This window comes from Pasteurella sp. WM03 (assembly GCF_004570945.1).
GTDB lineage: Bacteria > Pseudomonadota > Gammaproteobacteria > Enterobacterales > Pasteurellaceae > Rodentibacter.
In genome coordinates this window covers 51,294-76,083 of sequence record NZ_SPPO01000005.1, presented here as the reverse complement: position 1 = coordinate 76,083, position 24,790 = coordinate 51,294, and the positions used below count along the sequence as shown (strand labels likewise).

Here is a 24,790-nt window from a genome sequence, read left to right as displayed (position 1 = left end):
TTCTTCCTTTCTAGACACGTTCAATTAATCGTTTGAAAAATCCCTGTTCTTTTTGGATTAAACTTTCGTAATTGCCCTGTTCAATGAGTTTTCCCTCATCAATGACAAAAATGCGGTCAAATTGTTCAAGAGAAGTTAAGCGGTGAGTCACCATAATCAGCGTTTTATTTTTCGTATGCTGTAAAATTAAGCGTAAAATTTGACGTTCGGTTTCACGATCAAGCCCTTCTGTGGGTTCATCAAGTAATAAAATCGGGGCATGATTTAGTAAAATTCGGGCAATACCTAAACGACGTTGTTCACCACCGGAAAGGGGGCGACCGCCATCACCCAACCAAAGATCTAACCCTTCCGGTTGTGTTAATAATTTGCCTAATCCCACTTGATTGAGTACCTCAATCATTTTTTCGTCAGATATTTTGTCGTGGCTAGCAAATTGTAAATTTTGACGCAAGCTATCGCTGAATACATGAACCCTTTGGGTTAGAAAACAAAATTGCTCACGCAGCGTTTGTTCGGAGTAGCTAGAAATTGCTTTATCTGCAAGTAAAAGTTCCCCTTGATTGAGATCATAGTTGCGTACCAATAATTGAAGTAATGTGGATTTACCGCTACCTGTTTTGCCAAGAATGGCCACTTTTTCTCCTTGCATTAAATCAAGCGTGAGATTTTCTAAGGCAAAATTTTCTCTATCCGGATAGGCAAAACTTAAATTCTTAGCGGAAATTAACCGCACTTTGGGTTCAAATTTTGTCTCACCGTTAAATTCAACTAAAGGCTGTTGTTCAACAATGTCCCTCACTCGTTCGGCAGCGGCGATAACTTGTCCGATATGCAAAAAAGCTGAGCCTAAAGGCATAATAATTTCAAAGGCGGCAAGGGCGGCAAAGGTGAATAAAGCAATAAAAGCCGCCCGATATTCGTCCACACCAAAATCCGCTTGGCTACCGAACCATAGCATAGTGCAAATAAGTAAGCCATTGAGAAAGAGAGCAAGTGCGGTGGAAAATCCGCCTAATTTTGCTTCTTTTTCTTGGGTAGCTTGCCAATGCTTTTCTGTGCTTGCCATTTTCTCTTTGACTTGATTTTCGGCATTAAACAGTAAAAGTTCGGCTTGGGCTTGGATAAATTCTAAGAATTGAGTGCGGTATGTGGCTCGTGCTTGTACTAAAGGTTTGCCAAATTGTTGACCTAAGCGATAGAAAATAGTTGGGATAAGCACTAATAATATTAACAAAACCATACCCAGCCCTAATGCAAGGGGAGTATGAATAAAACTTAAACCGATTGTCATCGTCATAATCACAAATGCCGCACTGAAAAAAGGCGCAAGTAGGCGTAAATAAAGGCTGTCGAGTGTATCGACATCTGATACGAGGCGATTTAATAACTCGCTGTTGCGATAACGGTTCAGCACAGCAGGGCTTAACGGAATGATTTTTTCAAAGACTTGTATTCGTAAATTTGCCAGAACACGGAAAGTGGCATCATGTGTGACAAGTTTTTCAAAATAACGGGCAACGGTGCGTCCGATAGCTAATCCTCGCACGCTGGCGGAAGGATAAAAAAAGTTAAACAGCGTACCGAGCCCAGCAATGGCGGTAGCAGCCAAGAACCAACCGGATAGGGTGAGTAATCCCATACTGGAAGCGAGCCCTAAAGTCATCAAGATCAAACCTAAAATTAAGGGCAATTTAGCGAATGCAAATAAACGTATAAAAGGCAGTAATGCACGCATTATTGAATATCCTCTTGTCGTTGAGCGAGTAATTCGGCAAAAAAGCCGTGGGATTTGAGCTGAGAAAAATCGCCTTGTTGAAGAATTTCCCCTTGTTGCATCACAAAAATTTGATCGCATTGTTTGAGATCTTCAATACGATGGGTGATCATCAATGTGGTTTGATAGCAACTGATGTCATTTAACGCTTGTAAAACCAAATTTTCCGATTGAGCATCAAGGCTTGCCGTAGGTTCATCAAGGAGAAGTAATTTGCCTTTGCGTAATAATGTCCGTGTAATAGCAAGGCGTTGTGCTTGCCCCACGGAAATCCCTAAGCCCCCGTCTTTGACTTCATAGTTTAAACCGAGTTTGTCCGTGAATGTTTTGGCTTGTGCCAAGGTTAAAGCACGGTCAATTTCTTCATCGTTTGCTTGAATATCGCCAAGTAATAGATTTTCTTTAATTGTGCCTTGGAGCAACAATGGATTTTGCCCTACCCAAGCAATGTGTTTACGCCATTCGGTCAGATTGCTTTCACGGAGTTCTTGTCCATTGATTTTTAATGAACCTTCATAAGGAAGAAAACCGAGGATGACATTCATTAAAGAGGTTTTACCTGCACCACTTTGCCCCACCAAGGCGACATTATGATTAGGTGGAATATGGAAGGTGAGCGGTTTTGTCAGCGGTGTACCTTGAGTAGAAAGCACCACGACATTTTCTGCTTGAATTTCAACCGCACTTTCAAGAGGAATTTTCTGATCATTTCGATGAATGGCTAGGTAGTCTGTTTCTAAAAAATCCACAATGGCGTCGGCAGCACCGATACCGGCGGCTCGGTCGTGATAGTAAGTGCCGAGATCACGAAGGGGTTGATAAAACTCAGGGGCAAGAATTAAACAGAAAAAACCGGTAAAGAGGGTAAGCGGGGTACTGTAAGTACCAAATTCAATTTGTCCGAGATAGCTAAAGCCGAAATAAACCGCCATCAGTGCAATAGAAATCGAGGTGAAAAATTCGAGTACTGCGGAAGATAAAAAGGCGATTTTAAGCACATCCATGGTGGTTTCACGAAAATCTTCCGTGGTGTTTTTGATATGCTTGGTTTGTTCTAAAGAGCGGTTAAAAAGGCGTAAGGTTTCAAGCCCTCGTAGGCGATCTAAAAATTGTGCGCTGAGGCGGGCAAGGGTTGCCATATTTTTTTGATTGCTATCCGCCGCCGCAATGCCTACCAAAATCATAAAAGCCGGTACCAATGGTGCGGTGAGCATTAAAATTAAACCGGCAGCCCAGTTTAACGGAAATACCGCAATTAAAATGACAATGGGGAGGATCACTGAAAGCGTTTGTTGTGGAAGAAAACGGGCGTAGAAATTGTGCAAATTTTCCACCTGTTCCAACATAATACTTGCCCAACTGCCTGCCGGTTTTTGATTGATGGTTGCCGGGCCGACAAGGTGAATTTTATCTAGAATTTTTTGGCGAATATGATTGCGTAATTGACGACCGCTTTCAAAACCGATTTTTTCGCGAGACCATAAGATGATTGCCCGAAAAGTAAAACAGAAAATTAAGCCTATAAAATACGGAATAAGATCATCCGATGGCACATTTTGCATAATGAGTTTATCGAGCAGAAAGGCGAGAAAATAAGTTTGTATCACTAAAATAAGCGATGAAACCGTTGCAAGGGCAATGTTGGCTCGCATCAATTTTTTGATAGGCTCTTGCTGGGTACGTAGCCATTTTTGTAAATATTTTTGGCGAAGTTTATCCATAGATTTTTATTCGTCCCAAGTCAGGGAGGATAGATTGGTACGCGGGGCTCTCCACGCACGATGATAAGTCGTTGGCGTGCCAACTCTCACTTAGCACGCCTTAATATTTATTTTTGTGCGTCAAGATAACGTTCAGCATCCAATGCAGCCATACAGCCCGTGCCGGCAGAGGTGATCGCTTGACGATAGTTATGATCCATCACATCGCCGGCCGCAAACACGCCTTCCACCGAGGTGGCAGTCGCATTACCTTCAAGACCGGATTTTACCACAATATAACCGTTGTTTAATTCAAGCTGACCTTGGAAGATTTCTGTGTTTGGTGAGTGACCGATTGCCACAAATAAACCGTCAATATTGAGATCTTCTTTTGTACCGTCTTTGGTATTTTGTAAGCGTAATCCGGTTACCCCCATATTGTCGCCCAATACTTCGTCTAAAGTGCGGTCGGTATGGAGCACAATTTTTCCTTCTTCTACTTTTTTGTATAAGCGGTCGATTAAGATTTTTTCCGCACGGAAGGTATCACGACGGTGGATTAAGTGAACACAACTTGAGATATTGGCTAAGTAGAGGGCTTCTTCTACTGCTGTGTTGCCGCCGCCGATGACCGCAACGGGTTTGTTACGATAGAAAAAACCATCGCAAGTGGCACAGGCTGAAACGCCACGACCTTTGTAATGTTCTTCAGAAGGTAAACCTAAATAGCGGGCTGAAGCACCGGTAGCGATAATCAACGCATCACAGGTGAAATTTTGCACATCACCATAAAGTTTGAACGGACGAGAGGACAAATCTACATGGTTGATATGATCGAATACAATTTCTGTATCGAATTTTTCTGCGTGTTGCAACATACGTTGCATTAAACTGGAGCCTGTGGTTTCACCAAAATCCCCCGGCCAATTTTCGATTTCATCAGTCGTTGTAAGCTGACCGCCTTGTTGTAAACCGGTGACTAAAACAGGGTTTAAATTGGCACGAGCGGCATAAATTGCCGCAGTATAACCGGCAGGGCCGGAACCTAAAATTAGCAGTTTGGCGTGTTTGGTATCTGACATAGCGTATCCTTTCTTAACATATTGAAATAATTTGATTTTATACCGGACACACGCAGTGTGTCCTTACAAATAAACCCAAAATCAAGTTTTTGTCACGGCGACATAATACTGTATTTAATAGAGCAGAGAGTAAAGTAACCGACGGAATTTATTGGTGAGTGGATCAGCATTACCCATTGCACTTAAAATAGATAAAAATTGTTGTTTTACTTCACCGTTTTGTGTATTTAAATCCGTTTTTAAAAGATCAAAAAGAAGTCTGAGTGCTTCTTCATTTCTGCCCGCTTGATGTAATTGTACGGAAAGTTTAATAGCGATGTCAGGTGTCGGATTTTTCGTATAATCTTCTGTTAATTGTTGAATTTCCGGCGTGTCTGCCGCTTGAATTAATAATTCAATCTGGGCTTGTAATCCCTGCCAGCGACTATCCCGATCTTGCAACGGAATTTGATCTAAAATCTCTTTTGCCGGCTCGGTTTTTTTCATCGCAATATAGGTTTCCGCATAGAGTAGGGCAATATCGCTGTTTTTCTTATCGGAAAGTTCCCACGCCTCTTTTAATAGTGGCAATGCGGCATCGTAATTTTCTACTTGTAAGAAATCTAAGGCTTGATGAAATTTGAGTTCTTCCTCTTTTGGCAAAATCACACTTAAACGTTGTAAGAGGGAGGTTTGATCCAATGCACCGGGAAAAGCATCCAATGCTTGTGCTTCTTTGAATAAATAAGTGGTAGGTAAAGCTTGAATACGAAATTGCGCCGCAATCATTTGTTCGCTTTCACAATTCACTTTACCCAGTATAAATTGCCCTTGATATTGCTCAGCAACCCGTTCTAACAATGCTAAAAAATCCGCAGATTCTTTGTGGCTAGGCGCATAAAAATTCACTACCAGTGGTTTTTCAAGAGACTGTTGAAGAATTTCGGTGAGATTTTGTTCATTGATCTCAACAATAAAAGGAAAATCAGCCATTGTTCATCCTTGTTAGGAAAAAATAATGGCTGATTTTAGCAAAGTGCGGTCAATTTTAGAAATGTTTTGAAAATTGACCGCACTTTCAGTCTATAAAAGAATGCTGCCGATGAGGGCAATGATAAAGCCTACCACACCAATTGAGGTTTCAAGTAATGTCCAAGTTTTTAATGTGGTTTTGGTATCCATTTCTAAGAAACGGCTCATTAGCCAGAAGCCGGAATCGTTTACATGGGATAGGACGGTTGCACCCGATGCAATGGCAATCACGATAAAGCAAAGATCAAATTGGCTTAAATCAGTTGCTGCCGCAACGGTCGGCGAAATAAGAGCCGCGGCAGTGGTAAGGGCAACGGTCGCCGAACCTTGGGCAACACGCATCACCATTGCAATAACGAAAGCGGCAACGATGATTGGCATACCGGTATCCGATAACATAGCGGATAATACATCGCCGATACCACTGGCACGTAGCACACCGCCAAACATTCCGCCTGCTCCGGTAACCAACACAATTGAGCAGATTGGACCTAGGGCGTTATCACAGATTTTTTCGATTTGTTCATGGCTACGTTGATCTTTAAGGAGTAAGATTGCCACGATCAATGTAATTAACAATGCAATGGGTGTTTTACCAATTAAACGGAGCGATGCCACCCAAGTTTGTGAACCATCAATCACTTTTGCCACACTTAACGTATTCAAACCGGTGTCAAATAAAATAAGAATAATTGGGAGCAATAAAACAGTCATCACACGGACAAAACTTGGTGGATTCTGTACTGACGTATCGGTAATTGCGGCTGCATTTAAAAATGCCTTTGGTAAATCGACATGGACTTTTTTGCTGATAAACATACTAAATAAATAAGTCCCGATATACCAAGTCGGGATAGCACAAATTAAACCGACAATGACTAATAAACCAATATTTACCCCCAGTAAATCACCGGACGCAACAGGGCCGGGATGAGGCGGAAGGAAAGCATGCATCACCGCAAATGCCCCTGCAACAGGGAAAGCATAGCGTAGTACCGAACCACCGAAACGTTTTGCCACGCTAAACACGATAGGCAACATGACGACTAAACCGGCATCAAAGAAAATCGGGAAACCGAATAATAGTGACGCAACGCCTAATGCAAAGGGGGCTTTTTTCTCACCAAATTTATTGATAAGGGTATCAGCAAGGACTTTCGCACCGCCGGTGATTTCTAATAGGCGACCAATCATAGCGCCTAATCCGACAAGGAGAGCCACAGAGGCGAGGGTGTTACCAAACCCACCAAGCAAGGTTGGTAAAATTTTTTCTACCGGAATACCGGAAGCAAGTGCGGTAAGTAAACTGACAATAATCAATGCCACAAATGCGTGGACTTTGAATTTAATAATAAGTAAAAGCAGCAATAAAATCGCCGCAATCATAATCACAATAAGCATAGATATTTCTCCAGGTGAATTGTTACCGGTAACATATCTTTTATTTCTATTGGGGTAAATGGTGAGTTTTCAACTTTGTGATCTTATTCACATTATTTTTAAATCAAGTAAGAGATTTCTGATTTATCAGCCATTAATTTTGTGATCAGGATCACAAAATTAAATGTTACCAGTAACAATTCATCAAAATTCTTATATGATTAAGAAAAATATTTGTGAGGTATGTTATGAGTAAAGGAAAAAGTTTTATTCTTATGGGCGTTTCGAGTACCGGTAAAACTTCCGTTGGAACGGTTGTGGCACAGCGTTTAGGTATGAAATTGATTGATGGTGATGATCTTCATCCTCGTGCCAATATTATCAAAATGGGGGAGGGACAGCCTTTGAACGATGAGGATCGTGCACCTTGGCTTGAGCGTATTCGTGATGCGGCGTTTAGTCTTGAACGTAAAAGTGAAGTGGGGATCATTGTTTGTTCGGCATTGAAAAAGAAATACCGTGATTTGATTCGAGAGGGGAATGAGAACGTGAAATTCCTATTCTTGGAGGGGGCTTTTGATTTGGTGCTTGAGCGTATGAAACAACGCAAAGGGCATTATATGAAAACGGATATGTTAAAAAGCCAATTTGATACCCTTGAAGTGCCGCAAGAAGACGAGCCAGATGTGATTCATATTGATATTGACGGCAGCTTTGAAAGCGTGGTAGAGCGTTGTATTAATGCTTTAAAACCACTGCTTGAATGATAAAAGTGCGGTTATTTTTAACCGCATTTTTACATGCTCTCTCCAAGATGGATTTTAAATCCGAGGTCAATGATTTTGTCTTTGAGGGGCTTACCATTTAATCGTGCTAATAATTCTTGAGCAGCGAGTTTTCCAATTTCCAAGCGGGGAGTAATCACTGTCCCAAGTTGAGGAGTAACGGAGAAACCGACATCATGTCCGTGAAAGCCTGCAATGGCAATTTGTGTCGGAACAGAAATGCCAAGTCGCTGACATTCAAACAGTGCGCCAATCGCCAAGTCATCATTAGTGCAGAAAATACCATTGGTTTCGGGGCGTTTTTCAAGAATTTGACGAAGCTGTTTTCCGCCTAGCGTGAAAGAGGATGGTTCTTCCGTAATTAAGCTGTATGGATCAAGCCCATATTTTTTCATCGCCTGTTCATAGCCTTGCATTTTGAGTTGGGTTCGTTTGTCCATTCGTGCAGTGAAATACACAATATTTTTGTATCCCCTTGTAATCATGGTTTCTACCATGGTTTGGGCTGCCGCAATATTATCAAAACCGATCACTTGTTGAATACCGGTTTGCGTGCTATCCATAATTTCAATCACGGGAATGTTTGCCACTTCAATCATTTTGAGTGTTCGCAAAGAATGGTAATTTTCCGATAAAATTAGCCCGTCCACATTGTATGAAAGCAAACTTTCAATGCGTTCTTCCTCTTTTTTCACACTGTAACCATAGTGAGCCAACATTGTTTGATAACCCGCTTGATCGGTCATATATTCAATGCCTTTTAATACATCGGCAAAAACATGATTGGTGAGGGAAGGAAGCAACACACCAATGGCTTTACTTTTGGCATTAGAAAGAATTTCCGGTGCGCGATTAGGAATATAGCCAAATTGCTCAAGAGCATGAGCAATACGAATCCGGGTTTCTTGGGCGACGGAATCGGGATTACGCAAATAACGGCTTACCGTCATTTTTGTGATGCCGAGGTGGGTGGCGATATCCTGTAAGGTGGGGCGTTTGTGTTTCATTGAAATCAAAATTAAATCATGCATAGCGGGCAGTATAACAAAAACATCTCATTTTTTGACCGCACTTTTCGTTTAAAAAAGGTATAATTCGGCTCAAATTTATAACAAGGGATAGCGTATGACGGATGACATTCGTTTAACACAATATAGTCACGGTGCGGGTTGAGGCTGTAAAATTTCGCCTAAGGTGTTAGGGACAATTTTACAAACACAACTTGAACATTTTGTCGATCCTCATCTGTTGGTCGGCAATGATACTGCAGATGATGCGGCAGTGTACGATTTGGGAAATGGAACTGCAATTATCAGTACCACAGACTTTTTCATGCCGATTGTAGATGATCCTTTTGATTTTGGACGTATTGCGGCAACTAATGCGATTAGCGATATTTTTGCCATGGGCGGTAAGCCGATTATGGCGATTGCGATTTTGGGTTTTCCGATCAATAAATTACCGGCAGAAGTGGCGCAAAAAATTGTCGATGGCGGGCGATTTGCCTGTCATCAAGCGGGGATTTCTCTCGCCGGGGGACATTCCATTGACGCCCCCGAACCCATTTTTGGTTTGGCGGTCACTGGGGTGATAAATACTGAAAAAGTGAAACGAAATGCCTCAGCTGAGGCGGACAGTAAACTCTATTTAACCAAACCTTTGGGCATTGGGGTACTGACTACGGCGGAGAAAAAAGGCAAATTAAAACCCGAACATCAAGGCTTGGCAACGGCTGCTATGTGTCAAATGAATATTATCGGTAGCCAATTTTCCGAAGTGGATGGGGTCACCGCTATGACTGACGTAACAGGCTTTGGTTTACTCGGTCATTTACTTGAAATCTGTGAAGGTTCAAACCTCAATGCCGAGTTGTTTTTCGGTAAAATTCCGACCCTTGAGGGTGTATTGGACTATATTTCTGAAGGTTGCGTACCGGGTGGCACGACGCGTAATTATGAGAGTTACGGGCATAAAGTAGAGACATTGACGGATTATCAAAAAGCAGTGTTGTGTGATCCGCAAACCTCCGGTGGTTTATTGGTGGCGGTTAAACCGAAAAGTGAGCTGGATATCTTGGCGATTGCACAAACAGCGGGCGTTGATATTTATGAAATCGGTGTGCTGAAAGCAAGAGATAAAGAAAAAGGCATTTTTGTTGAGGTACGTTAAAAAAATGAGGGAGAAAAATCCAGTATTATGTCGTCATTGCACAAAGCCGGTTTTTCTTTCGTTTGTAGGGACACAGTGCGTGTGTCCGAATTTTAACCTATTGAAATAAATTGATTTTTACAACGGGCACACGCAGTGTGTCCCTACATTTTGTTGAAACTTCTATTTTTTGTACATTTACATAATGACGGGTAAATCCACGCTTATTTTTATGCCAGTTTTTGTAAAATTAAATTACCCATCATTTCAATATGAGCTGGTTTGGCATTCAGTGCGGGAATATACTGATAAGATTCTCCCCCGTTATGGAGAAAGTTCTCGCGATTTTCTTCATCAATTTCTTCAATGGTTTCCAAACAATCCACCGAAAAGCCAGGGCAAACTACGGCAATTTTATGGATACCTTGTGCGCTTGCAGAAATTAAAAATTCATCGGTGTAAGGTTGTAACCATTCTTCACGTCCAAACCGAGATTGAAAAGTCATTCCCCATTGGTTTTCCGTTAAACCGAGTTTATCAACAACAGCAATGGTGGTTTCTTTACAATGTTGGCGATAATAATCACCTTGGTTTTCATAGCTCAATGGAATTCCGTGATAAGAAAAGAGCAAAAACTCATCAGGTTTTAACCGCACCTTGATGGATTGCACTAAGGCATCAATGTAGTGTTTATCCAAATGATAGGAATGGATAAATTCAAAAGGCGGTATATTGCGAGTGTGTTTGAGTGTGTTGGCAAAAACATCAAATAAGGCGCCGGTAGTGGTGCTAGAATATTGCGGATATAGTGGTAATACAATAATTTTTCCAACCTGATTTTTAAGCAAATTATCAACCGCACTTTGCATAGAAGGATTACCGTATGTCATGGCAATTTCAACCTGTGCATTGATATTTTTTGCTGATAAATAGGCTTGCAAAGCTTCTTGCTGCTGTGTGGTGATAGCAAGTAGTGGTGAGCCTTGTTCTGTCCAAATCGCCTGATAATTTTTGGCAACCCGTTTAGAACGAGGGGGAAGAATAAGGAATTTAAGCAAAGGCCACCACTTCCAACGGGGTAAATCAACAACACGGGGATCTGTTAAAAAAGGCCATAAATAACGGGAAACTGCCGTTGGGGTGGGTTCATCAGGGGTGCCTAAATTAGCTAGAATCACACCAATTTTTTTTGTAGTTGTCATAAATTTATAATAGAAAGCGTTAATCTTGAAACGCAGCAGAGTTTATCCTGTTCATTTCGGATGTCAATTTGCCAAACATGGGTATTTCGACTTAAATTGATAGGCATCGCCTTTGCTGTGACCTTGCCTTCTCTTACCGGGCGAAGATGATTGGCATTAATGTCTAAGCCTACCACGGCTTTTCCTTCCTCTACACAGAGAAAACCTGCAAGAGACCCCACCGTTTCTGCCAGAGCAACAGAAATGCCACCGTGTAATAAGCCGAAAGGCTGTGTAGTACGATTATCCACCGGCATTGTGGCTTCAAGCCAATCTTCACCGAAAGCAGAAATTTCAATGCCAAGATGGCCAACGGCGCAGTTTTTCCCCATTTCATTAAGTTGCGAGAGAGTAAAGGGCTTTTTCCAAATCATTTTTATCCTTAATTCGTAAAATAAAAGAACGCTATTCCATCACTTCAAGCAATGCTTGGACGGGATGTTTTAATACCACTTGTTCATAACGTTTCACTTGGCTACGGCAAGAATAACCGGTTGCTAAACAAAAGTGCGGATCTTTTCCGTGAAGTTTTTTGCTCCATGAAATATCGTAAATTTCTCGGCTCATGGTTTGGTTTTGTGTTTCATGACCAAATACCCCAGCCATACCGCAACAACCCACTTTTTCTACCGTTAATTGTTGCCCGAACTTTTCAAAAATTTGCTGCCATTCTTTTGGACTATTAGGCATAAATGTGGATTCCGTACAATGTGGAAATAAATGCCAATCAAAAGTGCGGTTGGTTTTTGGTAGGTTTTCTAATATGCCGGAATCCAGTTGGTTTTTGAGCCACTCATGGGCGGTCAATACATGGAAATCCCCCCGTTGTGCCTGTAATGCCTCTTTATACTCATCACGATAAGAAAGCACAATGGCGGGATCTACCCCCACTAACGGCACATCTAATTTAGCAACACGATTAAGAAATTCCGCTTGGTTTTTTGCTGTTTTCGCAAAACGTTTCAAGAATCCCTTGATGTGCATGGCCTTGCCATTTGGTTTGAAAGGGAGAAGAATCGGGTTAAAGCCCAGTTTTTGTGTCAATGCCACGAAATCCCGCACTACTTTCGCATCGTAATAAGAGGTGTAAGGATCTTGCACGATCAGTAAAACTTTCTCCTTTTCCACCGCACTTAGCTGTTCTAAGGCTTCTAACGGTTTGCCTTGATAGCCGATTTCTACAAGCTGTTGTTGCAAATTTGGAGTGGAAAGTAGCGGTAAATCTATCATTCCTGTGGTTTTTTCTACCAGCCTTTGGGTGCTTTTTAATTGGGTAAAGTAATTGAAAAATTTGGCTTGTTTCGCCATATAGGGAGCGGCAAGTTCCAAATTTGCTACGATATGATCTTTTACCGGACGCAAATAACGAATGTGGTAAAAATGGAAAAATTTGGCACGGAAACTCGGCACATCAATTTTGATTGGACATTGGCTGGCACAGGCTTTGCAGGCAAGGCAGGTATCCATTGCCGCTTTGACTTCATGAGAAAAGTCATATTCTCCACGCCATTTTTGCACGCTGTGGTGAATTTTGGCGACAAGTGCGATCAATTTCACATTATTTTTTTGAAAATCAAGTTGTTCAGGCGAAATGTTTTCATTGGCTAATAAACGCAACCATTCCCGCACCATCGCAGCACGCCCTTTTGGGGAAAACACACGGTTTTTACTCACTTTCATTGAAGGGCACATAATGCTGTGTTCATCGAAATTAAAACATAGTCCATTTCCGTTGCAATTCATTGCACCTTTAAATTCCTCTCGTATTTGAATCGGTATTTGGCGATCGTAGTCAGCCCGCATTGGCGACAAAATAGAGTAGAGTTCATCTTCAGAACCTAAAGGTGTGCAGATTTTCCCAGGGTTTAGACGATTATGCGGATCGAATAAAAATTTGATATAGCGGAGTTCGTTCCAAAGTTCCGGTGTGAAGAATTTTTCGCCGTAATGGGAACGCACACCTTTACCGTGTTCCCCCCACAACAAACCGCCATATTTGATCGTGAGTTCAGCTACTTCGTCAGAAATTTGTTTGAAAAGTTTGACTTGTTCTTTATCGCATAAATCCAAGGCTGGGCGTACATGTAATACACCGGCATCGACATGCCCGAACATGCCGTATTGTAAATGGTGACGATCTAGTAAAGCTCTAAATTCGCTGATGTAATCGGCGAGATGTTCCGGTGGAACACAGGTGTCTTCTACAAAAGGAATAGGTTTCGCCGCTCCTTTAGCATTGCCGAGTAAACCTACGGCTTTTTTACGCATGGCATAAATGCGTTCAATAGAAGGGAGGTCATCGCAAATTTGATAACCAATAATGTGATCCTGCTGTTGGGCGATTTTTTCATCTAATGCCTGACAAAGTGCGGTCACTTGATGATGGATTTTTTCTCGATTATTACCGGCATATTCCACAATATTTAGACCAAGAATAGGGCGCCTTTCTTCTTCCGTTAAAAGTTTGCTAACTGAGTGCCAAATAATGTCTTGTTTGGCAAGATTCAAAACTTTGGAATCCACTGTTTCGACAGACAGGGCATTCGCTTTCACCATAAAAGGCGCATTACGCAATGCTGCATCGAAAGAGCTATATTTTATATTAATGAGGGTGCGGTATTGAGGAATAGGCAAGAGATTTAATTTGGCTTCGCAAATAAAGGCAAGAGATCCTTCAGAGCCGGTAAGCAAACGAGTGAGATTAAATTTACTTTCATCTTCGTTGAAGACATTTTTTAAATCATAACCGGTTAAAAAACGATTAAGTTGTGGTAAATCGTTAATGATACTTTCACGTTTTTCTTTGCAATGTTGTGCGATGGTTTGATGGAGCGCTTTGCTGGTTTCATTCAAGCCAAGGGAATCAATATCGTCGAAAATAGCCTGAGATTTGACCGCAGTTGTATCCAATATTTCACCATTCATTAGGACACCGCGTAATGCGAGGACATGATTTGAGGTTTTACCATATTGCAGTGAGCCTTGTCCTGAGGCATCGGTGTTAATCATACCACCCACTGTGGCACGATTACTGGTGGAAAGCTCCGGTGCAAAGAATAAACCGTAAGGTTTTAAAAATTGATTGAGTTGATCTTTCACGACACCTACTTGCACACGCACCCAACATTCTTCTACGTTCAGTTCTAAAATTGCCGTCATATGGCGGGACATATCAACAATAATATTATGGTTAAGAGATTGTCCGTTTGTACCCGTACCACCACCACGAGGTGTGAAACTAAGGGGTTGATATGCAGACTGATTTGCCAGTTTAGTGAGACGCACAACGTCTGCCAGCGTTTTAGGGAACAAAATAGCCTGAGGCAGCTGTTGATACACACTATTGTCTGTGGCGAGGCTTAATCGATCGGCATAATCTGTGGCAATATCGCCCTCGAAATGTTGTTTTTTTAAGTCACTAAGGTAATCCTGAACAATTTCATCAAGTTGTGGTACACGGGAAAGGCGGGGTAGCATAGTTTCACTCACAAAATAATACAGAAAAAGAACGAAGAGATAATATATGATACAGGCTAGAATGTCGATTTTTAAGGAGTGAAACTTGATAGCCTGAGCTTCGTTTTATTTAAATGAGAATGAATATTAACAAAGGATAAATGAATGTTCATTTTAATGATTAATTGTTTATTAATTAATCATAATAGGTAAAAAAAATTTGATCTTTGTCTATTTTATAGGATAATAGCCCCACTTTTGAACGTTCCTTTGGCGACACAAAGGAATTGAATTTGTCAAAAGTTGGTAACGATAGGGCAAATTCAAAACCCTAGTTAAGCAATGCTTAGAAGCCGTTTTGATTAGAATATTCAAAGGGTTTTTAAGTAAGGAAACTTTTATGATTAACGATGACTAAATAGAGGACATCAAAATGAAAAAAACTGCAATCGCATTAGTAGTAGCTGGTTTCGCAGCTGCTTCTGTGGCTCAAGCGGCTCCACAAGAAAATACTTTCTATGTTGGTGCTAAAGCGGGTCAAGCATCTTTCCATGATGGTATTAGAGCAAATACAGATCTTAGCAAAACTAACCGCTATAGTGATGGTTATCTTCGTAACTCTGTTACTTATGGTGTATTCGCTGGTTACCAAATTTTAAATCGTGACAATCTAGGTTTAGCAGTTGAGTTAGGTTACGATGATTTTGGTCGTGCTAAATTCCGTACTGATGCTAAAACTAAACTTAAACACACCAACCACGGTGCTCATTTAGGTTTAAAAGGTAGCTATAACTTAGGTGGTTTAGTTTCTGCGTTAGATGGCTTAGATTTCTACGGACGTGCAGCAGCTGCGTTAGTGCGTTCTGACTATAAATTCTACAATACAGACGGTAGCCGTAACAATGCAAATGGTCGTCATAGCTTAAAAGTGTCTCCAATGTTTGCGGCAGGTTTTGAATATGCGTTACCTTCATTACCGGAATTAGCGTTGCGTGTTGAATATCAATGGTTAACTTCTGTTGGTAAAGATAATAAATTAGCAGAAAATGCAGATTACACTCCATGGATCGGTTCTATCAACGCTGGCTTATCTTACCGTTTCGGTCAAGGTGCTGCACCAGTTGTTGCGCCTGAAGTTGTAAGCAAAACTTTCAACTTAAACTCTGATGTTACTTTCGCTTTCGGTAAAGCAAACTTAAAACCACAAGCACAAGCAACTTTAGACGGTATCTATAGTGAAATTGCACAAGTAAACAGTGCTAAAGTAGCTGTTGCAGGTTATACAGACCGTATCGGTAAAGATGCAGCAAACTTAAAATTATCACAACGTCGTGCAGATTCTGTAGCTAACTACTTAGTGGCTAAAGGTGTTGCTGCACAAGACATCACTGCAACTGGTTACGGTGCTGCGAATCCAGTTACCGGTGCAACTTGTGATGCGGTTAAAGGTCGTAAAGCACTTATCGCTTGCTTAGCACCAGACCGTCGTGTTGAAATCGCAGTTAACGGTACTAAATAATTTCATTTAGTTATCCGTTGATGGATTAAATAGAAGAAAGGCCTAAACCTCGGTTTAGGTCTTTTCTTTTAGTAGAAGAATTCTTTAATTTTATAGGAACATTATTATGAAAAAATGGTTTGTTATTCTCCTTGTTGCTATCGTAGCCGGTGGGTTTGCATTAATGCCAAGTTACAATGGCTTAGTTAAAGCAGAAGAAGAAATTGATTCTGTTTGGGCGAATGTTGAATCTTCTTATCAACGTCGTGCGGATCTCATTCCTAATTTAGTGAATACCGTAAAAGCTCAAGCAAACCTTGAGCAACAAACTTTAACCAATGTGATCGAAGCTCGTGCAAAAGCGACACAAACTAAGATTGATCCTTCCAATATGACAGAAGAACAACTTGCACAATTCCAACAAGAACAAAATCAAGTAGGCTCGGCATTATCCAGATTACTTGTTACTGTTGAACAATATCCGCAATTAAAGGCGCATGAAGGTTTTATGAATTTACAAGCTCAGTTAGAGGGAACTGAGAATCGTATTAATGTTGCTCGTAATAAATTTAATGATGCTGCTCGTGTATATAATCAAAAAGTACGTCAATTTCCAACAAAATTCGCCGCATTGATCTTTGGTTTTAAAGAAAAACCTTATTTTAAATCTACATCTGGTGCTGAAAATGCGCCAACAGTAAATTTTAACTAGGACATAGCGGATGAAATTCCTTTCAAGAATCCCTGTTGATAAAAAACAAATTGAGGCGGCAATTGCTCGCCTTGAAAGTCAAAGTTCGGCAGAATTACGGGTTTATATTGAACGTAAATTACCAAAAACCGAAAAAGGATTATCGGCGATTGAGCGAGCATTACAAATTTTTGGTGAGCTTGATATGCATCAAACAGCAGCAAAAAATGCAGTATTAATTTATGTTGGATACAAAAATCATCTTTGTGCCATTATTGGTGATAAAGGAATTCATCAATTTGTCGATGATGCTTATTGGCAAAAACAATGTAATTTAATGATTGCACGATTTAAGGAAAAAGCCTATACACAAGGCCTCGTTGAGGCGATTGAACATATTACCGATACCTTAAAAACGCATTTTCCTATTCAAGTTGATGATAGAAATGAATTGCCAAATGAGGTGATTATTCATGACTAAACTTTTGCAAATCATGAAAAGTGCGGTTGTTTTTATCTTTGTTTTTTGGGGGGCTTTTGTCTATGCCGTACAGTTTCCATCTACGCCAAATCCTTTTCGTTATGTGAATGATTACACTAATACGCTTTCCTCACAACAACAGCAAATTCTTGAAAATAAACTGATTTCTTATGGTAATGTGACTAGCTCGCAAATTGCCGTTGTGCTTGTACCGACTACCGGTGAATATGAAATTGCGGATTATACTTTTGCCTTAGGTGATAAGTGGGGAATTGGGCGTAAGAAACTTAATAACGGCGTTTTAATGCTAATTGCAAAAAATGATCGCAAAGTATTTATTGCGACAGGGCAAGGTTTGGAAGGGGTATTACCGGACGCTTTTTTATCACAGGTTATCCGCAATGCAATTTTACCGCAATTTAAACAAGGGCAGTATGCACAGGGTATCAACGATGGATTAAATGACATTATCGCTGCAAGCCAAGGGGAATACGGTGCCTATCAAGTAGAGGAGGGTGAATTTGATAAATACATTCCTTTCATTATGGTACTGGTATTTATTGCCTTTGTTGTTTTTGGCGAATATCAATTTCATAAAGACGAAATTTATATTAGCCCAAATCAGCGTGATCAGCTAAATCGAATTGTGCGTCAATCAACATTATCCCGTCGTTATGGAGGAGGTTCCGGTTTCGGCGGAGGATTTGGTGGCGGATTCGGCGGAGGTGGTTCATCGGGAGGTGGTTTTGGCGGTGGAGGCTTCGGCGGTGGTGGGGCGGGCGGAAGTTGGTAAACCTGACCTGATTACTCAAGTTCTAATTTGTGATACCTCTAACTTATGTTAGAATACGCGCCTCTATTTTTTTACGGGGAACATTATGGAAACGTTAGACAAAATCAAAAAACAAATCAGCGAAAACCCGATTTTAATTTATATGAAAGGTTCACCGAAATTGCCTTCTTGTGGTTTTTCTGCTCGTGCAGCAGAGGCATTAATGAACTGTAAAGTACCTTTTGGTTATGTGGACATTCTTCAACATCCGGATATTCGTGCTGAATTGCCCGCTTACGCAAATTGGCCAACTTTCCCACAATTATGGGTTGAAGGAGAGCTAATTGGAGGGTGCGATATCATGTTAGAAATGTATCAAACCGGTGAGTTACAAACTTTATTAAGTGAAGTGGCAGCAAAATACCAAGAAGCATAATCTTCCATCCTTAAAACCCGTTTATTGCGGGTTTTATTTTGTCTAAATTTTGTGATCAAACTAACAGTTTTGTTTTAAGGTGCTTGTATATTTTAAAAAGTTTATATAGACTTTTAGTCCTTAGTCGGGGTGCTAACATTGTTTGGCTGAGAGATACCCGTGAACCTGAAACAGATAATGCTGGCGTAGGAAACTAACTCTTTTCATTAGGCTGTTTCTTCATTTCTATTTTTATAAGGACAGTACAATGAAGAAAATAATCCTCATTTCAACCGCACTTTTTGCTGCTTCTGCATTTGCTCAAACTGCTGCACAACCACTCACTGTTTATACTTACGATTCTTTTAGTGCTGATTGGAGCGCAGGGCCGAAAGTCAAAGCCGGCTTTGAAAAGCAATTTCCACAGTGTCAGTTAAATTATGCTGCCTTTGATAATAATGGTACGTTGTTTAATCGTGTACGTTTAGAAGGAAAAAAAATTAAAGCAGATGTGGTATTAGGTTTAGATAATCATCAAATTGATGAAGCCAAAAAATTAGCAATGTTTGAGCCTAATCAAGTCGATCTCGGGAAATTAACTTTACCGCTAAAATGGGATGATCACACATTCTTACCTTTTGATTTTGCAAAATATGCCTTTATTTACGATAAAAATAAATTAACTGACCCACCAAAAAGTTTTAAAGAATTGATTGAACGTAAAGATCTAAAAGTGCTATATCAAGATCCGCGTACCAGTAGTATCGGGCGAGGTTTATTACTTTGGGTAAATGCCCTTTATCCACAGTCGGAAGCACAAAATGTCTGGAAAACTTTGTCAGAACACACCGTAACCATTACAAAAGGTTGGACAGAAGCCTACGGTGCATTCTTAAAAGGGGAAGGGGATCTTGTGTTAAGCACAAACACCTCGCCAATTTACCATATTCTTTCTGAGCAAAAAGATAATTACATGGCTACGGAATTTAGTGAGGGCGGCGTATTACAAGTGGAAGTCGTTGCTAAAGTGGCTAACCGTCATAACGCTTGCGCGGATCACTTTCTTGATTATTTGATTTCACCGGAAGCACAAGCCGATATTGCGAAAAATAATGTGATGCTACCGGTTATTGATAGTCCTATCGAAAATCATATTGATGCGTTAAAAAAACATACTCAAAATATGCCGGTACTGGATACGTCAAAAGTCACGGGAGAACAATTAAAAACTTGGATTAATCAGTGGCAAAAAGCACTTTCTAAATAGTTTCTAATGATATCGTTGTTTTCTCATCCGCATTTCCGTCCTCGTCATTATATTGGCGGAAGTGCGGTTATTTTTTTCATTGTTTTGCTTTATAGCACATCGCTTTCTGCGGTATTTTCCATCGGTGGAAATTATTCTTGGGAGGCTTTCAAGCAGGATGATTATTTACATCAAGTTATCTTTTTTAGTCTCGGGCAAGCCTTTTTATCGGCGTTGCTTGCCGTGCTGATCGGGGCATTATTTGGACGTGCGTTTTTTTATCAGCCTTTCCCGGGAAAACGTCTTATCCAGCGTTTACTTTCCCTAACTTTTGTGTTGCCGGCGCTTTTAGCGATCTTTGGCCTACTCGAAATTTATGGCACAGAGGGTTGGTTAAGCCGGCTAATGCAGTGGTTAGGGATTAATTGGAAACCGACAATTTATGGGTTGAACGGTATATTAATTGCCCACCTCTTTTTTAATATTCCCCTTGCTGCTAGAGTAACACAACAAGCCTTGCAATCAATTCCCTCAGAACAACATCAGTTAGCGGCCCAATTAAATATTCAAGGTTGGCAATTTTTCCGTTTAATTGAAATACCTTACCTTAAAAACCAGCTTTTACCGACTTTTGTTCTCATTTTTATGCTGTGTTTTACCAGTTTCACCATAGTGCTTTCTCTTGGTGGCGGGCCACAGAATAGCACTTTGGAAGTTGCTATTTACCAAGCGATATTTTTTGAATTTGATTTTCCTAAAGCGGCTTTATTTGCCTTGATTCAATTTGTTTTTTGCTTTGTATTATTTGGCTTATCCCAAGTTTTTGCTAAGCCGCCGGAAACCAATCTTTCCCAACTCTATATTTGGTTGCTGCCGCCATCAAGTGCGGTCAAAATTTTTAATGTTTTTATTTTGTTTAGCGTATGTTTATTTCTTTTCATACCATTGCTGAGTATTGTGGTGGAAGGGCTGATCGCACCGGAATGGTTTAGTTTTTGGCAAGATCCTCAATTATGGAAAGCGTTAATCTATTCCCTTTCGATGGCACCCGCTTCAGGTGCACTGGCGATAGTATTTTCTTTTTTATTACTCTTGCTTTCCCGTCAGCTACAATGGCTTCATTTTCCTGTGTTTGCAACCCTCATTCAAACCGGTGGTATGATGATTTTAGCCGTACCGACATTAATTCTTTCGGTAGGATTATTTTTACTTTTACAGGAAATGGATTTTAGTAATATTCATTTATTTTTAATTGTCGTGCTGTGTAATGCATTAGCCGCCATGCCTTTTGTCATTCGAGTTTTGAACACACCGATGATGCAAGCCATGCAGTATTACGAAAAATTGTGTTTATCGCTAAATCTTAAAGGGTGGCAACGCTTCAAATTAATTGAATATCCCTTATTAAAAACACCGCTAAAATATAGCTTTGCTTTGGCGACAACGCTCTCTTTTGGGGATTTTACGGCAATTGCGTTGTTTGGCAGTCCGGATTTTACTTCTTTACCGCACTTGCTTTATCAACAAATCGGACAGTATCGGAGTCAAGAGGCGGCGATTACGGCATTGATTCTGCTTAGCTTATGTCTTGGATTATTTATGTTTATTGAACACAATAGGGAAAACAATGATTAAATTAAAACAAGTGAAATTTAATTATCAATCTATGCCGATGATGTTTGATTTGCATATTGGTGAGCAAGAAAAAGTCGCAATTATCGGTGAGAGTGGTGCGGGGAAAAGCACTTTATTAAATCTGATCGCCGGTTTTGATTATGTCAATGTGGGGGACATTTGGCTTAACGGTGAAAATCACACGAGAAGCGCCCCTTATGAACGCCCAGTTTCCATGTTATTTCAAGAAAATAATTTGTTCACCCACTTGACCGTGGCGGAAAATATTGCATTAGGCTTAAAACCGAATTTGTCCCTTTCAAAGGAAGAGAAAATGCGAATTGAGCAAGCCGCAAGTGCGGTCAATTTACAGGATTTTTTAACGAGAAAATCGACCGCACTTTCCGGTGGGCAAAAGCAACGTGTTGCATTGGCACGTTGTCTGTTACGTGATAAACCCATTTTATTATTGGATGAACCTTTCTCCGCACTTGATCCACAATTACGTATGGAAATGTTAAAGTTGCTCGACCGGCTATGTAATGAAAAGCACTTAACATTGCTACTTGTGACACATCAACCACAGGAATTAGAAGGGTATATTGATCGTATCATCCCTATTCATCAAGGACGAAATTTATAGGAAAAAGAATGACAAGCGTACAATCTATTCAATTAAATAGCATAACACCACATCCTTCCATTGAATATTGGTCGGTTTGCAAAGTCGAGGCTTTGTTTGAGATCCCATTTTTAGAATTAATGTATCGTGCTGCTCAAGTTCATCGTGAGCATTTTAATCCACAAGCTATTCAACTTTCGACTTTAATGTCGATTAAAACCGGCGGTTGTCCGGAAGATTGTCATTATTGTCCACAATCATCTCGCTATCAGACGGGTGTTCAAAATCAACAATTATTGGAGATTGATGAGATCGTGGCTAAAGCTAAGATTGCTAAATCCCGTGGTGCTGCTAGGTTTTGTATGGGCGCAGCATGGCGAGGCCCGAAACCTAAGGATATTGAAAAAGTGACGGTTATCATTAAAGCCGTAAAAGCTCTTGGGTTAGAAACCTGTGGTACCTTTGGATTGTTACAAGAAGGAATGGCGGAAGAACTAAAAGAGGCGGGGCTAGATTATTATAATCATAACCTTGATACTGCACCGGAACATTATGAAAAAGTTATCGGAACACGTCATTTTGGTGATCGTCTAAGTACTTTAGGGAAAGTGCGAAAGGCGGGTTTAAAAGTATGTTGTGGTGGGATTGTAGGGATGAATGAAACACGCAAAGAGCGTGCGGGTTTGATTGCTAGCCTTGCTAATTTAGATCCCCAGCCTGAATCTGTACCAATAAATCAATTAGTAAAAGTAGAAGGGACACCGCTTGAAAATGCTGTTGAGCTGGATTGGACAGAATTTGTGCGTACGATTGCTGTTGCACGAATTACGATGCCAAAAAGCTATATACGCTTATCGGCAGGACGCCAAGGGATGACGGAAGAAATGCAGGCGATGTGTTTTATGGCTGGTGCTAATTCTATTTTCTATGGTGATAAACTACTCGTTACAGCTAATCCTGAAGAAGACGGTGATCGATTACTTATGGCAAAACTCGATCTTGAACCCGAAACAGAAGAAAATCGAAAAATTCTTGAATGATAGGATATAGAGATATAAAAAGTGCGGTTAATTTTAACCGCACTTTGGATTTTTAACGGTATTATGGCGAAGTGGAACAAATCTGTTTTTGGGTTAGTTTGTAGGGACACACTGCGTGTGTCCGAATTTAACATATTGAAGTGATTTGATTTTATAACAGGCACACAGTGGATCCCCACCGTTGTTGAAATTCTACTTTGTGCACTTGCCAAATAATACCCATTTTTAGTTATTTTCTGGATTCAAATTCTCCTAATGCCTCATCAAATTGTTCTGCAACAAGAGGATGGACTGGGGCAAAAATTGAGGAGGTAAGTGTAATAAATGAGCAAACTAAGAAACCGGGAATAATTTCATAAAGTTTGGATAAATCTTCCCAACCTAAGAATTTCATTAGTGGACTCCATATTACGACAGTTATTGCACCGGATAGCATACCCCATAAGGCGGCTTTCGAGCTAATGTTTCGGTTAAAGAGCGAGAGGATGACAACCGGTCCAAATGCGGCACCAAAACCTGCCCATGCATAAGAAACTAAGCCCATGACTTTGGAATTTGGATCTTGTGCGATCACAATGGCAACAACGGAAATGACTAATACCATTAATCGTCCGATCCATACTAACTCTTTGCTTGACGCATTTTGACGGAAGAAACCTTTGTAGAAATCTTCGGTGATGGCGGCAGAACACATTAATAATTGGGCTGAAAGTGTACTCATCACTGCCGCTAAAATAGCCGATAATACAATACCGACAATCCACGGATTGAACATGACTTTTGAAAGTTCAATGAAGACAGCTTCGGCATTTTCAAGAGGAATATTTTCGTGGGTAAAATAGGCTAAACCAAAGTAACCAACTGATACCGCACCACCTAGACAAAGTAGCATCCAAGTAATGCCAATGGTTCTGGCTTTATTGAGTGCCTGAACAGAATCTGCCGCCATGAAACGTGCCAAGATATGTGGTTGTCCAAAGTAGCCCAATCCCCACGCAAGTGCAGAAATCACCCCGATGCCTGAAACATTATGTAACCAGTTGCTATATGGAATGTTGGTTGCCGAAGACTTTACAGCTAATGCCATATTGATCTCTTCCCAGCTAATATTAACCAATACCATAACAGGTGCGAGAATTAATGCAAAAATCATTAAAGAAGCCTGAATTGTATCGCTCCAAGAGACAGCCAAGTATCCACCAATGAAGGTATAAGCAATAGTTGCCAGTGCGCCAAGCCAAAGAGCGATGGAATAATCCAAACCTAATAAACTTTGGAATAGTTTTGCACCCGCTACAACACCGGAAGCACAGTAAATGGTGAAAAAGAATAAAATAATTGAGGAAGAGATGATCTTTAACGCTTTTTTCTGACGAGGAAAACGTTGGGCGAAAAATTCCGGTAAGGTGAGTGCATTACTGTATTTTTCTGTGAAAACACGTAGGCGACCGGCAACAATCTTATAGTTCAGAAATGCGCCGATTGTGAGTCCGACCGCAATCCAAGCCTCTGATAAGCCGGAAAGGAAGATCGCGCCAGGTAAGCCCATTAAAAGCCAACCTGACATATCGGAAGCACCGGCAGACATCGCGGTTACAAAGCTTCCCATTTTACGCCCACCAAGAATGTAGTCGTCAAAGTTTTGGGTAGAACGGTAAGCATATAAACCGATACCCAAAATGATAATCAGATATAAGCCAAATGTGATGTAAATTTGCATAATTTTACTCCTATTATAATATTTTAGCTTTCCACTTTTTCTCCCCTAATCAGGGAGATTATGTCGGCTTAAGTTAAAAAATTTATGCACGTTTGAAAAATCAATAAATTG

21 protein-coding genes and 1 riboswitch are annotated in these 24,790 nt (G+C 40.5%); of the genes, 11 read left to right on the top strand and 10 right to left on the bottom strand.

All coding sequences use genetic code 11. The annotated features are described in order from the left end of the window. Positions 1-10: 10 nt before the first annotated feature. The 5 genes from cydC to E4T92_RS06545 all read right to left on the bottom strand — a co-directional run bounded on the left by cydC (position 11) and on the right by E4T92_RS06545 (position 6,971). Positions 11-1,738, bottom strand: coding sequence for a cysteine/glutathione ABC transporter ATP-binding protein/permease CydC (cydC, locus tag E4T92_RS06565; protein WP_135093921.1), 1,728 nt, complete (start codon positions 1,736-1,738; stop codon positions 11-13). Further along, entirely contained in the window at positions 1,738-3,498 is a 1,761-nt protein-coding gene (cydD, locus tag E4T92_RS06560) for a cysteine/glutathione ABC transporter permease/ATP-binding protein CydD (protein ID WP_135093920.1), read from the bottom strand. Before cydD ends, cydC begins: the two co-directional genes overlap by 1 nt. Before the next feature lie 107 nt (positions 3,499-3,605). Continuing rightward, on the bottom strand, positions 3,606-4,559 hold the full coding sequence (gene trxB, locus E4T92_RS06555; RefSeq protein WP_135093919.1) for a thioredoxin-disulfide reductase: 954 nt from the start codon (positions 4,557-4,559) through the stop codon (positions 3,606-3,608). A gap of 114 nt (positions 4,560-4,673) precedes the next feature. Further along, positions 4,674-5,531, bottom strand: a complete 858-nt coding sequence (locus E4T92_RS06550; protein ID WP_135093918.1) for a co-chaperone YbbN — start codon at positions 5,529-5,531, stop codon at positions 4,674-4,676. 90 nt (positions 5,532-5,621) lie between these two features. Further along, the gene (locus tag E4T92_RS06545; RefSeq protein WP_135093917.1) at positions 5,622-6,971 is read right to left on the bottom strand and encodes a GntP family permease; all 1,350 of its coding nucleotides are present in this window, start codon (positions 6,969-6,971) and stop codon (positions 5,622-5,624) included. A gap of 227 nt (positions 6,972-7,198) precedes the next feature. Here E4T92_RS06545 and E4T92_RS06540 point away from each other — a divergent pair, with 227 nt between their 5' ends. Further along, positions 7,199-7,717 carry a gluconokinase gene (locus E4T92_RS06540; protein ID WP_135093916.1) on the top strand — a complete coding sequence of 173 codons (519 nt, stop codon included), beginning with the start codon at positions 7,199-7,201 and terminating at the stop codon, positions 7,715-7,717. Positions 7,718-7,746: 29 nt separating this feature from the next. Here the strand turns inward: E4T92_RS06540 and gntR are convergent, their stop codons facing one another. Then, positions 7,747-8,742, bottom strand: coding sequence for a gluconate operon transcriptional repressor GntR (gene gntR, locus E4T92_RS06535; RefSeq protein ID WP_135093915.1), 996 nt, complete (start codon positions 8,740-8,742; stop codon positions 7,747-7,749). Between the two features lie 118 nt (positions 8,743-8,860). On the opposite strand from gntR, the gene selD reads away from it, so the two are divergent. Continuing rightward, positions 8,861-9,904, top strand: a complete 1,044-nt coding sequence (gene selD, locus E4T92_RS06530; protein ID WP_135093914.1) for a selenide, water dikinase SelD — start codon at positions 8,861-8,863, stop codon at positions 9,902-9,904. A 209-nt stretch (positions 9,905-10,113) separates the two neighbouring features. Here the strand turns inward: selD and hemH are convergent, their stop codons facing one another. Genes hemH through E4T92_RS06515 form a run of 3 tightly spaced genes read right to left on the bottom strand, consistent with a single transcriptional unit; the run spans position 10,114 to position 14,601 of the window. Then, positions 10,114-11,085: a ferrochelatase gene (gene hemH / locus E4T92_RS06525; RefSeq protein WP_135093913.1), complete on the bottom strand. Its 972-nt coding sequence runs from the start codon at positions 11,083-11,085 to the stop codon at positions 10,114-10,116. Next, positions 11,082-11,498, bottom strand: a complete 417-nt coding sequence (locus tag E4T92_RS06520) for a hotdog fold thioesterase (protein WP_135093912.1) — start codon at positions 11,496-11,498, stop codon at positions 11,082-11,084. Before E4T92_RS06520 ends, hemH begins: the two co-directional genes overlap by 4 nt. A gap of 31 nt (positions 11,499-11,529) precedes the next feature. Next, on the bottom strand, positions 11,530-14,601 hold the full coding sequence (locus tag E4T92_RS06515; RefSeq protein ID WP_135093911.1) for an FAD-binding and (Fe-S)-binding domain-containing protein: 3,072 nt from the start codon (positions 14,599-14,601) through the stop codon (positions 11,530-11,532). 412 nt (positions 14,602-15,013) lie between these two features. Here E4T92_RS06515 and ompA point away from each other — a divergent pair, with 412 nt between their 5' ends. From ompA to bioB, 9 genes are all read left to right on the top strand, one after another. Next, a complete protein-coding gene (gene ompA / locus E4T92_RS06510) occupies positions 15,014-16,099 on the top strand; it encodes a porin OmpA (RefSeq protein WP_135093910.1) in 1,086 nt (361 codons plus the stop codon). Between the two features lie 106 nt (positions 16,100-16,205). After that, the gene (locus tag E4T92_RS06505) at positions 16,206-16,790 is read left to right on the top strand and encodes a LemA family protein (RefSeq protein WP_135093909.1); all 585 of its coding nucleotides are present in this window, start codon (positions 16,206-16,208) and stop codon (positions 16,788-16,790) included. A 10-nt stretch (positions 16,791-16,800) separates the two neighbouring features. Next, positions 16,801-17,250 carry a TPM domain-containing protein gene (locus E4T92_RS06500; RefSeq protein ID WP_135093908.1) on the top strand — a complete coding sequence of 150 codons (450 nt, stop codon included), beginning with the start codon at positions 16,801-16,803 and terminating at the stop codon, positions 17,248-17,250. Then, positions 17,243-18,043: a YgcG family protein gene (locus tag E4T92_RS06495; protein ID WP_135093907.1), complete on the top strand. Its 801-nt coding sequence runs from the start codon at positions 17,243-17,245 to the stop codon at positions 18,041-18,043. Before E4T92_RS06500 ends, E4T92_RS06495 begins: the two co-directional genes overlap by 8 nt. Before the next feature lie 85 nt (positions 18,044-18,128). Then, positions 18,129-18,458, top strand: coding sequence for a Grx4 family monothiol glutaredoxin (grxD, locus tag E4T92_RS06490; RefSeq protein ID WP_135093906.1), 330 nt, complete (start codon positions 18,129-18,131; stop codon positions 18,456-18,458). 115 nt (positions 18,459-18,573) lie between these two features. Continuing rightward, positions 18,574-18,667: riboswitch (TPP riboswitch) on the top strand. Positions 18,668-18,705: 38 nt separating this feature from the next. Continuing rightward, positions 18,706-19,704, top strand: a complete 999-nt coding sequence (gene thiB, locus E4T92_RS06485; RefSeq protein WP_135093905.1) for a thiamine ABC transporter substrate binding subunit — start codon at positions 18,706-18,708, stop codon at positions 19,702-19,704. Between the two features lie 6 nt (positions 19,705-19,710). Next, the gene (gene thiP, locus E4T92_RS06480) at positions 19,711-21,318 is read left to right on the top strand and encodes a thiamine/thiamine pyrophosphate ABC transporter permease ThiP (protein WP_135093904.1); all 1,608 of its coding nucleotides are present in this window, start codon (positions 19,711-19,713) and stop codon (positions 21,316-21,318) included. Further along, a complete protein-coding gene (thiQ, locus tag E4T92_RS06475) occupies positions 21,311-21,940 on the top strand; it encodes a thiamine ABC transporter ATP-binding protein (RefSeq protein ID WP_135093903.1) in 630 nt (209 codons plus the stop codon). Before thiP ends, thiQ begins: the two co-directional genes overlap by 8 nt. Before the next feature lie 8 nt (positions 21,941-21,948). Further along, positions 21,949-22,959, top strand: a complete 1,011-nt coding sequence (gene bioB, locus E4T92_RS06470) for a biotin synthase BioB (protein ID WP_135093902.1) — start codon at positions 21,949-21,951, stop codon at positions 22,957-22,959. Positions 22,960-23,188: 229 nt separating this feature from the next. On the opposite strand, the gene putP is transcribed toward bioB, so the two are convergent. Then, entirely contained in the window at positions 23,189-24,679 is a 1,491-nt protein-coding gene (putP, locus tag E4T92_RS06465) for a sodium/proline symporter PutP (RefSeq protein ID WP_135093901.1), read from the bottom strand. Positions 24,680-24,790: the final 111 nt, after the last annotated feature.

What these genes read in the sequence shown, in the direction of transcription:
- E4T92_RS06515 (WP_135093911.1), bottom strand. Translation starts at nt 14,601, where the DNA reads ATGCTACCCCGCCTTTCCCGTGTACCACAACTTGATGAAATTGTTCAG.
- gntR (WP_135093915.1), bottom strand. Translation starts at nt 8,742, where the DNA reads ATGAAACACAAACGCCCCACCTTACAGGATATCGCCACCCACCTCGGC.
- cydD (WP_135093920.1), bottom strand. Translation starts at nt 3,498, where the DNA reads ATGGATAAACTTCGCCAAAAATATTTACAAAAATGGCTACGTACCCAG.
- thiQ (WP_135093903.1), top strand. Translation starts at nt 21,311, where the DNA reads ATGATTAAATTAAAACAAGTGAAATTTAATTATCAATCTATGCCGATG.
- cydC (WP_135093921.1), bottom strand. Translation starts at nt 1,738, where the DNA reads ATGCGTGCATTACTGCCTTTTATACGTTTATTTGCATTCGCTAAATTG.
- ompA (WP_135093910.1), top strand. Translation starts at nt 15,014, where the DNA reads ATGAAAAAAACTGCAATCGCATTAGTAGTAGCTGGTTTCGCAGCTGCT.
- E4T92_RS06540 (WP_135093916.1), top strand. Translation starts at nt 7,199, where the DNA reads ATGAGTAAAGGAAAAAGTTTTATTCTTATGGGCGTTTCGAGTACCGGT.
- E4T92_RS06495 (WP_135093907.1), top strand. Translation starts at nt 17,243, where the DNA reads ATGACTAAACTTTTGCAAATCATGAAAAGTGCGGTTGTTTTTATCTTT.
- E4T92_RS06500 (WP_135093908.1), top strand. Translation starts at nt 16,801, where the DNA reads ATGAAATTCCTTTCAAGAATCCCTGTTGATAAAAAACAAATTGAGGCG.
- E4T92_RS06550 (WP_135093918.1), bottom strand. Translation starts at nt 5,531, where the DNA reads ATGGCTGATTTTCCTTTTATTGTTGAGATCAATGAACAAAATCTCACC.
- E4T92_RS06545 (WP_135093917.1), bottom strand. Translation starts at nt 6,971, where the DNA reads ATGCTTATTGTGATTATGATTGCGGCGATTTTATTGCTGCTTTTACTT.
- grxD (WP_135093906.1), top strand. Translation starts at nt 18,129, where the DNA reads ATGGAAACGTTAGACAAAATCAAAAAACAAATCAGCGAAAACCCGATT.
- bioB (WP_135093902.1), top strand. Translation starts at nt 21,949, where the DNA reads ATGACAAGCGTACAATCTATTCAATTAAATAGCATAACACCACATCCT.
- hemH (WP_135093913.1), bottom strand. Translation starts at nt 11,085, where the DNA reads ATGACAACTACAAAAAAAATTGGTGTGATTCTAGCTAATTTAGGCACC.
- E4T92_RS06520 (WP_135093912.1), bottom strand. Translation starts at nt 11,498, where the DNA reads ATGATTTGGAAAAAGCCCTTTACTCTCTCGCAACTTAATGAAATGGGG.
- putP (WP_135093901.1), bottom strand. Translation starts at nt 24,679, where the DNA reads ATGCAAATTTACATCACATTTGGCTTATATCTGATTATCATTTTGGGT.
- thiB (WP_135093905.1), top strand. Translation starts at nt 18,706, where the DNA reads ATGAAGAAAATAATCCTCATTTCAACCGCACTTTTTGCTGCTTCTGCA.
- trxB (WP_135093919.1), bottom strand. Translation starts at nt 4,559, where the DNA reads ATGTCAGATACCAAACACGCCAAACTGCTAATTTTAGGTTCCGGCCCT.
- thiP (WP_135093904.1), top strand. Translation starts at nt 19,711, where the DNA reads ATGATATCGTTGTTTTCTCATCCGCATTTCCGTCCTCGTCATTATATT.
- E4T92_RS06505 (WP_135093909.1), top strand. Translation starts at nt 16,206, where the DNA reads ATGAAAAAATGGTTTGTTATTCTCCTTGTTGCTATCGTAGCCGGTGGG.